General features: G+C 64.6%; 7 protein-coding genes and 1 pseudogene. 4 read left to right on the plus strand and 4 right to left on the minus strand.

Annotated features, from left to right (window positions below):
• Nucleotides 1-471: 471 nt before the first annotated feature.
• Genes H5395_RS17060 through H5395_RS17070 form a run of 3 tightly spaced genes read right to left on the minus strand, consistent with a single transcriptional unit; the run spans nt 472 to nt 3,641 of the window.
• Nucleotides 472-891: a hypothetical protein gene (locus H5395_RS17060; RefSeq protein WP_182793730.1), complete on the minus strand. Its 420-nt coding sequence runs from the start codon at nt 889-891 to the stop codon at nt 472-474.
• Between the two features lie 9 nt (nt 892-900).
• The gene (locus tag H5395_RS17065; RefSeq protein ID WP_182793731.1) at nt 901-3,186 is read right to left on the minus strand and encodes a molybdopterin cofactor-binding domain-containing protein; all 2,286 of its coding nucleotides are present in this window, start codon (nt 3,184-3,186) and stop codon (nt 901-903) included.
• Nucleotides 3,187-3,188: 2 nt separating this feature from the next.
• The gene (locus H5395_RS17070; protein WP_182793732.1) at nt 3,189-3,641 is read right to left on the minus strand and encodes a (2Fe-2S)-binding protein; all 453 of its coding nucleotides are present in this window, start codon (nt 3,639-3,641) and stop codon (nt 3,189-3,191) included.
• 329 nt (nt 3,642-3,970) lie between these two features.
• On the opposite strand from H5395_RS17070, the gene H5395_RS17075 reads away from it, so the two are divergent.
• From H5395_RS17075 to H5395_RS17085, 3 genes and pseudogenes are all read left to right on the plus strand, one after another.
• Nucleotides 3,971-4,207, plus strand: coding sequence for a hypothetical protein (locus tag H5395_RS17075; protein WP_200559428.1), 237 nt, complete (start codon nt 3,971-3,973; stop codon nt 4,205-4,207).
• 59 nt (nt 4,208-4,266) lie between these two features.
• On the plus strand, nt 4,267-4,947 hold the full coding sequence (locus H5395_RS17080) for a DUF2270 domain-containing protein (protein ID WP_182793733.1): 681 nt from the start codon (nt 4,267-4,269) through the stop codon (nt 4,945-4,947).
• 155 nt (nt 4,948-5,102) lie between these two features.
• Nucleotides 5,103-5,537: pseudogene (locus tag H5395_RS17085) on the plus strand (transposase); the annotation flags it as partial.
• Between the two features lie 49 nt (nt 5,538-5,586).
• On the opposite strand, the gene H5395_RS17090 reads toward H5395_RS17085, so the two are convergent.
• Nucleotides 5,587-6,240 carry an outer membrane protein gene (locus H5395_RS17090; RefSeq protein WP_182793735.1) on the minus strand — a complete coding sequence of 218 codons (654 nt, stop codon included), beginning with the start codon at nt 6,238-6,240 and terminating at the stop codon, nt 5,587-5,589.
• A 505-nt stretch (nt 6,241-6,745) separates the two neighbouring features.
• Between H5395_RS17090 and H5395_RS17095 the strand changes: the two genes are divergently transcribed.
• The gene (locus tag H5395_RS17095; protein ID WP_182793736.1) at nt 6,746-7,762 is read left to right on the plus strand and encodes a calcium-binding protein; all 1,017 of its coding nucleotides are present in this window, start codon (nt 6,746-6,748) and stop codon (nt 7,760-7,762) included.
• Nucleotides 7,763-7,961: the final 199 nt, after the last annotated feature.

Below are 7,961 nucleotides of genomic sequence, written 5' to 3' on the forward strand. Positions count from 1 at the left end.
GCCGCTCAAGGCAGCCGGTCAGGGCTGCGATGGCGGAGGTCTCCGCCCTGCCCGGCTGCCGGCATCGTGGCGCCCGGTGACATTCCTGAATTGCCAGCAAGGGTGACATTTCTGGATGGTTGCAACAGACTGTGGTGCCCGCCGGCTGGCGCGTTATAGGCTCTAGTCTCCTACGTGCATGGCGTATTGCTGGCCCTGATGCTCACGCTCCTGCGCAAGCGCGGCTATGCGCCCTGCCGCGCGCGCATCGGAAAGCGCCTTTTGGTGAGCAAAAGGAATTCCCGCGGCTGCGCCGACGCCCTTGAGGGACAAACTCCTAACTCGGATGCTTTCTCTGATAAGACCGAGCGAATTCTTGCCGGAGCCTGTGCGCATGAAGCTGAAAGCTGAGCGCTCTACCGCCCTGCAAGGACGGGCGCTGGGCTTGTCCCTGAACCGCTGCGACGGTCTGCCGATCCTCCACATTCACGCCTACGGCTGCTCGTCCTCGCCGGAGAACAGTTCGCGCAGCCCCGTTACCAAGATGTCGCGGCAGGCAGCTTCATCCTGACCTGCCAGGGCACGCGCCTCATCAACTATGGCCCGCAGTTGCTGCACTTTATCGCCTGCCTCGGCGACCGGCGCATGGCCGGGCGCCTGTGTCGGCTGGGGCTCATCAGGTGGAATGTTGGTTGCCGTCTCGTCATTCCCCGGCGCGTCAGTACCGGTCATGGCACGTGCCTCGCGTGCGCCTGCTACCGCTTGCCCGCCGGAGGATGCAGCAATGGATTCCCGTGACGCCTGGTCCAGCACCTCGTCCATGAACGCAAGATGGTCGGCGCAATCGGCTGCGGCCGAGGTGGTTAACACGGCGATGAAAGCGGCACTCAGGGCAAGACGGAAGCGGATCATGTCACTCTCCTAGCTGCTCAGCTGGTTGCCGACCGGCAGGCGGCGGATCCGCTGGCCCGTGGCGGCGAAGATGGCGTTGGTGATGGCAGGCGTCACGGGGGGCAGGCCGGGCTCGCCTACGCCGCCGAGCGGCTGACCATAATCCTCGCCGCCGACCAGATGAACGTGGATCTCACGCGGGGCGGTATCCATGCGCGGGACCAGGTAGGTGTCGAAGTTGTCCTGCTGTGCCCGTCCTTGCGCGAAGGTGATCTGCGAGGTCAGCGCCTGGCCCGAGCCCATGATCACCGCGCCTTCCATCTGGGAACGGATCCGATCGGGATTCACGTGGGGGCCGCAGTCGATGGCGAGATGGGCAGCGGGGATGCGCACGTTGCCGGCCTCGTCGACCTCGACCTCGACCACCACGGCGACGTAGCTGACGAAGCTGTAATGCGCCGCAAGCCCAAGTCCGCGCCTCGCGGGCATCTCTCGACCCCAGCCGGCGGCCTCGGTCGCGGTCTCGATCACCCGGCGCAGGCGGCCGGTATCCACCGGATAGCGTGCCGGGTCCTCTCCATAGTTCCAGACGTCGCCAAGCTCGGTCGGGTCGATCTTCCGCGCGGGGCCGATCACCTCCAGCAGATAGTCGCGGTGGTCGCGGCCCGCCTCGTGGGCCAGTTCGGCGATGAAGGACTGAATCGCGAAGGCATGCGGGATGTTCGAGACCGAGCGATACCAGCCGATCCGCGTGTGCGCCTGAGCCTTGGGATTTTCAGCGCGCACGTTGGGGATGTCGAGCGGCATGTTCGTCAGCCCCATGCCCAACTCGAACGGCAGCTTCTGCATGGGGTCGGGGGCGAAGATCGACCCGATGGTCGGCGCCGCCGTGCGGTGAAGCCAAGCGACCGGACGGCCGCTGTCGTCCAGCCCTGCCTCCAGCCGCTCGACGGATACGGTATGGTAGAAGCTGTGATGCAGGTCGTCGTCGCGCGTCCAGACCACCTTGACCGGCGCCCCGTCCATTTCACGGCTGAGGATCGCGGCCTCGATGGCGAAGTCGGGCTTGGACTTGCGGCCGAAACCGCCGCCCAGCAGGGTGACGTTCACGGTGACATTCTCGGGGGGAAGGCCCAGCTTCTCGGCAATGCGCACGCGTGTCACCTGCGGCGCCTGCACGCAGGCCCAGACCTCGCAGCGGCCGTCCCGGATCATCGCCAGCGCGGCCGGAGGCTCCATCGGCGCCTGCGCCAGATGGGGGATGTAGTATTCGGCCTCGACCTTGCGCGGCGCCTCTTGCAGCGCTGTCAGGGCGTCACCCTGGTTGCGCACGACCGCGCCGTCGCTGCTGCGCGCGGCCTGTTCCAGTTCGGCCTTGAAGACCTCGCTGTCATAGGCGCCGTGGGGGCCGTCCTCCCACCGGATATTCAGCACATCGCGCCCACGCATGGCAGCCCAGGTGTTCGTCGCGATCACCGCCACGCCACCCAGCGGCTGGAACTCGGAAGGCTGGGGCGGCGGATCGATCATCACGACGCGCTGCACGCCGGGCACCTTCAGCGCGGCCTCGGCATCATGGCTGACAGCGCGACCGCCGATGACAGGCGGGCGCGCGACCACCGCGAACAGCATGCCCTCGGCCTTTGCATCCATGCCATAGACCGCGGCGCCGGTGACGATGCCGGGATTGTCGATCAGCCCCACATCGTCGCGGCCAATGTAGCGGAACTTGTCCGGTGACTTCAGCGCCAGCGACTCGCGGACGGGGATCTCGCCCTCGGCCGCACGCGAGGCCATGTCGCCGTAACCGGCCCGCCGGCCGGAGGCAGCATGGCTGAGAGCATGGTTCTCGGCCGTGACCTCCTCCACCGGAACGCCCCATTCCGCGGCGGCGGCTTCTCGCAGCATCTGGCGCGCGGCGGCACCGGCACGCCGCATCGGCTCGAAGAAATGCCGCAGGCTGCGCGAACCGTCAGTATCCTGGTTGCCGAAGGTCGGCTCGTCTGCCGGTGCCTGGGCAACGCGCACCCGGCTCCAGTCCGCCTCCAGTTCATCCGCGACGGCCATGGCGATCGAGGTGCGGACCCCCTGTCCCATTTCCGCACGGTGGACCGTGACCGTCACCGTTCCGTCGGGATCGATGGCGACGAAGATGCGCGGATCGTCCCGCCAGCCATGCGGCATCGCGTCAGCGCCGAACTTCAGCGGCTCCTCCTGCTCCTGCGCCAGGGAAGGCAGGCCCAGCGAGATCACCAGCGCGCCTGCCCCCAGTCCCAGCAGGACTGCACGCCGGCTGACATTTTCCAGAGCGGCCATGGTCAAGCTCCCTGCTCGGCTGCGCGTTTGATCGCGGCGCGGATGCGGGGATAGGTGCCGCAGCGGCAGATGTTCTGGCTCATCGCGGAGTCGATGTCGGCATCGGTCGGCTCCGGCGTTTTGGCCAGAAGCGCCGCGGCCTGCATGATCTGCCCGGCTTGGCAGTAGCCGCATTGCGCGACGTTCAGTTCCTGCCATGCCGCCTGCACCGGATGGGTCCCGTCAGGGGACAGGCCTTCGATGGTGATCACTTGAGCCCCCTCGGCAACGTTCATCGGGGTGACGCAGGAAAAGCTGGCAACCCCGTCGATATGGACGACGCAGGCGCCGCACAGCCCGGCACCACAGCCGTATTTCGCGCCGGTGAGCCCCAGCTCGTCGCGCAGATACCACAGAAGCGGCATTTCGGGGTCGCCGTCGAAACTGCGCGCCTGCCCGTTTACAATAAAATCCATGACGTTTTCTCTTTCCGGCACGTGTGGCTGGCTGAGCCCGCCTGTCAGTCCACGCTGGGCGTCCTGCCATGGCCTTGCCTGCCAAGAGCATCGAGCAACCTAGTGAAACGCAGGAGACTACAGGATGTTCCCGGGTCGGGGTCCAGAATTGATACCTCCTGAGCAGCGTACCTCATCCGGCGAACTGCTCCGCGCCAAGGGCAAGCTCTCGGTTATTCATCGCTCTCCAAGCAGGCGAGCAACGGGATCAAAATGATCGTGTCGGAGGAAGCGTTTTCCATTTAACGCGGCCTGCACGAGGACGTGAAGCGGATTTCCTTCGCAAGTCCATGGCCACCTTCAAGTTCACCGGGGGCGTCAGCGCCTTCAAGGGCAAGCTTGTCTCCAGCATGGTCGTCCGCGGTTATGCCCCGGACTTCGCCGCGCGCACTTCCCGCCAGCTCGAAGGCTTCGGCTCCTACGGCCTTCCCGAAAGCCATGCCGCGAGCTTCGCGCTGTTCCCCTATGCCTCGCCGCCTGGCAGGAATCCCGAAGCCGTTCATCCGAACCGAGCCACTTCTGCTTGACCTGTGGACATGCGGGCGCGTTTTTCGACGCAGCACCCGTAACGGAGGATTGACCCACGATGGCCGCCAAACGCCAGTCAACGGATTTGCAGGAGTTCAGCGCAGCCGAAATCACTGCGCTGGCCCACCTCTACCGAGGCGAGGTTTACCGTTCCACCATCTGGCGCACCCGCCTCGACACCACGACCAACTGGTCGGTAGTGACCCTCGGGGTGGCGCTGTCAATCACCTTCTCCACGCCTGACGCCTCGCCGTTGCCTCTGATGCTGGTAGGCATTCTCATCATGCTGTTTCTCACGCTTGAAGCGCGGCGGTATCGCTACTTCAATGTCTGGCGGGCACGGGCGCGCTGGATCGAAAGGCACCTCTTTGTACCGATCCTGCGGGACGGCGACCTGCGCACCGAGAAAGGCTGGCATGAGATCCTGGCCACGGACTACGACAGGCCCGAATATCATGTGAGCTACCTCACGGCGGTCGCGCGACGCGTGCGCAACAACTATCTCTGGATCCTGCTCATCCAGACAATTGCCTTTGCCGGGAAGCTCATCGTTCATCCGACCCCGGTCACGTCAGTCGAAGCCTTCGTGAACCGGGCCGACGTCGGGCCAATCCCCGGCTTGGTCGTCCTGGCTCTGGGAGCGCTCTATCTGCTCTCGTGGGTGGCGCTCGCGCTCTGGATCACGCGCGCGGACCGGAAGCGGGCGAAGCGGCGAGGGGTTGCGGCAGCAATGGGATGAGTTCCCTGTGCCCTCACTCTCGCACTCAGAGCACCTGACATAACCGTCTGATCTGGTTAAGACACATGAGGGCGCAGCCGAGGATCATGAAGGCCTCGCGGATGTCGGGCCGCCGTTCGTAGCGGATTGCCGGCCCGCGAAAGCGGTTGAGCCATGCCAGCGTTCGCATCAAGGGGCGCAAGCGTCACATCATGATCGATACGTTCGGCTTGCTGCTGTTTGCCGTCATCCATCCGGTGGGCATCCAGGACCGCGATGGCGCCCCGGACGTCTTCCGCTCCATCCGGCACCGATTCCCCTGGCTGCGCCATGTGTTCGCCAATGGCGGCTATGCCGGGGATAAGCTGAAGGCAACGCCCAGAGGCCGCGGCGACTGGACGCTCGAGCTCATCAAGCGTTTCGACGCCATGAAAGGGTTCGAGGTTCCGCCGCGTCGACGGGTCCTCGAGCGAACATTCGCATGGCTCGGGCGATGCCGCAGGTTGGCAAAGGATGGGGAGCGATCAGTGGAAAGCTCAACGGCTTGGACCCTGATCGCAAGCATCAGGCTCATGACATTGCGCCTCGCAAGATACTGCGATTTCGCATGAACTTTTGAATCCGGCTTTCAGGCAGGCTGGGCGTGTCCGTCAGTTTTCGTCAGAAGTCATAGCGCATGCCGACAAGCAGATCGAAGGTCTCGAACTTGCCGTTGAAGCTCTCCCGGTCGGGGCCGTCGAACTTGTCCGACTCGGTCTGGAACCAGCGTCCCTCGGCATAGAGGTTAACATTTGGGTTCAGCTCGTAGCCGATGCCGCCGATCAACTGGTAGGCAAGCAACGTCTCGGCTTCGAAATCCTGGCCGCCGGCACTCACCTCCACGTTGGCCCCGCCGATGCCAGCGCCGAGATAAGGCCGGACCGTCCCGGTCGCGCCCATGCTGTCGAACATGTAAAGCGCGTTGAACATGAAGGCGTTGGCAGAGGTGTCGCCGTCGGCCCGGTCGCCTTCGTCACGGTCTGTGACGGTGAAGTCGGCGTTGCGGTAGGCGTATTCGACCTCCACCGAGATGTTCGGCGTGACGGCCGCGCCGACCGCGACGCCCAGGGTATACCCGGTGTCATGATCGAAGCTGGGGAGGGCGATTTGCGTCCCGTCCTCCGTAAGGGTGGTGTCGAAGTCCCGGGGCCAGGTCGCGCCTCCGAAACTCTTGACGTAGACCTCTTCCAGCGAGAACGCCTGAGCGGCCGCCGTTCCCGTGCCCCCCGCCAGCGCGGCGAATGCCACTGCTGCGGCCAAAGGTGCCTTTTTCATGGTTCGCTCCATTCTCTGTCCCGCGCCCGACACGATTTTACACCACTCGGATCGATGTGTATTCGATTCGCTGTCCTCGGCGGGTTGAAGCAAGGCGAGACTTCGGCTTGGGTGCCACTTGATCGCCGCAGCGACAGCCCGCATCCTCCACGCGGCGGCCGCTAAGCCGGGAAGAAGGACGGCTGCGGGCATGGACGAATACACGGTCGACGGCGCCGGGCCGGGTTGAAGGCGAACCATCAACGGCCTGATTGCGGCGACCATGATATCGCTTGAAAGCTCAACGCCCTGGACCCTGATCGCAAGCATCCGGCTCATGACACGGCGTATCGCTAGATACTGCGATTGGATGATTTGGGGGCCGGGATGCTCGTGCACCTTGTGCACGGCCGGGAAGTGCAGGTTCAGCCGTTCTGGCCTGCACCCTGCACCGCAAGATCGTTGATCCGAGGGGCTGGTTCTTGCTAGTCTTTCATGTAGATCCTGCCACGCTGGTGGAACTGCCATGACCGGACAGATCTTCATCGAGGCGAATGATGTCGAGCTCTTCGGCCTGCCCTCGGGCGCGACGCATCTCTACCTCGTTTTGCGCGACAGCAATGGCGAGGAGTACGTGATCCGCTCTGGGCCGGAGCGTCCGTACTTGCCGTGGTTCGGTGACATGAAGGTCGAGACCAACATCCCCATTGTCGACTCTGCCGATGACCGCGACGGCGACACGCCGGCCGAGCGCTTGAGCACACCGCTCGACTTCCCTGGGCTGACCGACGATCAGGCTTGGGCGATCATGGTCAAGTACGCGCGCATGATCGACAGGGCTGATAATGGCTACGAGGTTTTCGGTGAAAACTCCAACGCCTTCATCGGCGCGATGCTGGCTGCAGCCGGTGGCGACCCCTCGGCGATGCTGCCGACTGGCGTAAGCCGCGGGGAGGCGCTGGGGATCGCGAACTATCGCGACATCATGAACGATGTGCCGCCTCCCGCCGACGGCATCGTGCGTGGCACGTCGGGGGCCGACCGGATCAACGGCATCCAGATCGACGAGGTGATCGCCGTCGGGGCGGGGAACGACATCGTCCATGGCGGGCGCGGCGACGACCGCATCAATGGCGGCGCGGATAGCGACTGGCTTTTCGGCGAGACGGGCGACGACACGCTGAATGGCGAGGCAGGGGCCGACAGGCTTTACGGGGTGATCGGAAACGACATCCTGCGGGGCGGGGGTGGAGTCGACCTTCTCGATGGTGGGTCGGGCATAAACACGCTTCTCGGCGGGGCGGACACCGATGTGTTCCAGTTCACCCAAGGCTCCGCTGGCCGTATCGGTGACTTCGAGGATGGGGTGGACCAGCTTCGCATCCGAACCGGGGCCGCCGTCGCCTATGAGGATCTTGTCATCACCAGCTTCGGAACCTCGGACCAGCATACCCGCATCACATGCGAAAACATCGTGATTGAATTGTTGAACGTCGAGCGCGCCCTGATCGATGCGCGCGACATGGACCTGCTGTTGGTCTGAAGCTTGAGGCCCGTCAAGTTCTTGCGCGGGCGCTTTCGTTGAAAGGGAGGTCAGGCGCTGGTCCGCCCCCTGGAAAGTGGTCCTCCCTGAAGCAGGCTTTCGAGCCGGATGGAGGCCGGCGGAATGTCCCGGAAGAAGCACGAACCCGAGGAGATCGTGGCCAGGCTCCGGCAGGTCGGCGTGTTGGTGTCGCGGGGCC

The organism is Paracoccus sp. MC1854, from assembly GCF_014164635.1.
Lineage (GTDB): Bacteria > Pseudomonadota > Alphaproteobacteria > Rhodobacterales > Rhodobacteraceae > Paracoccus.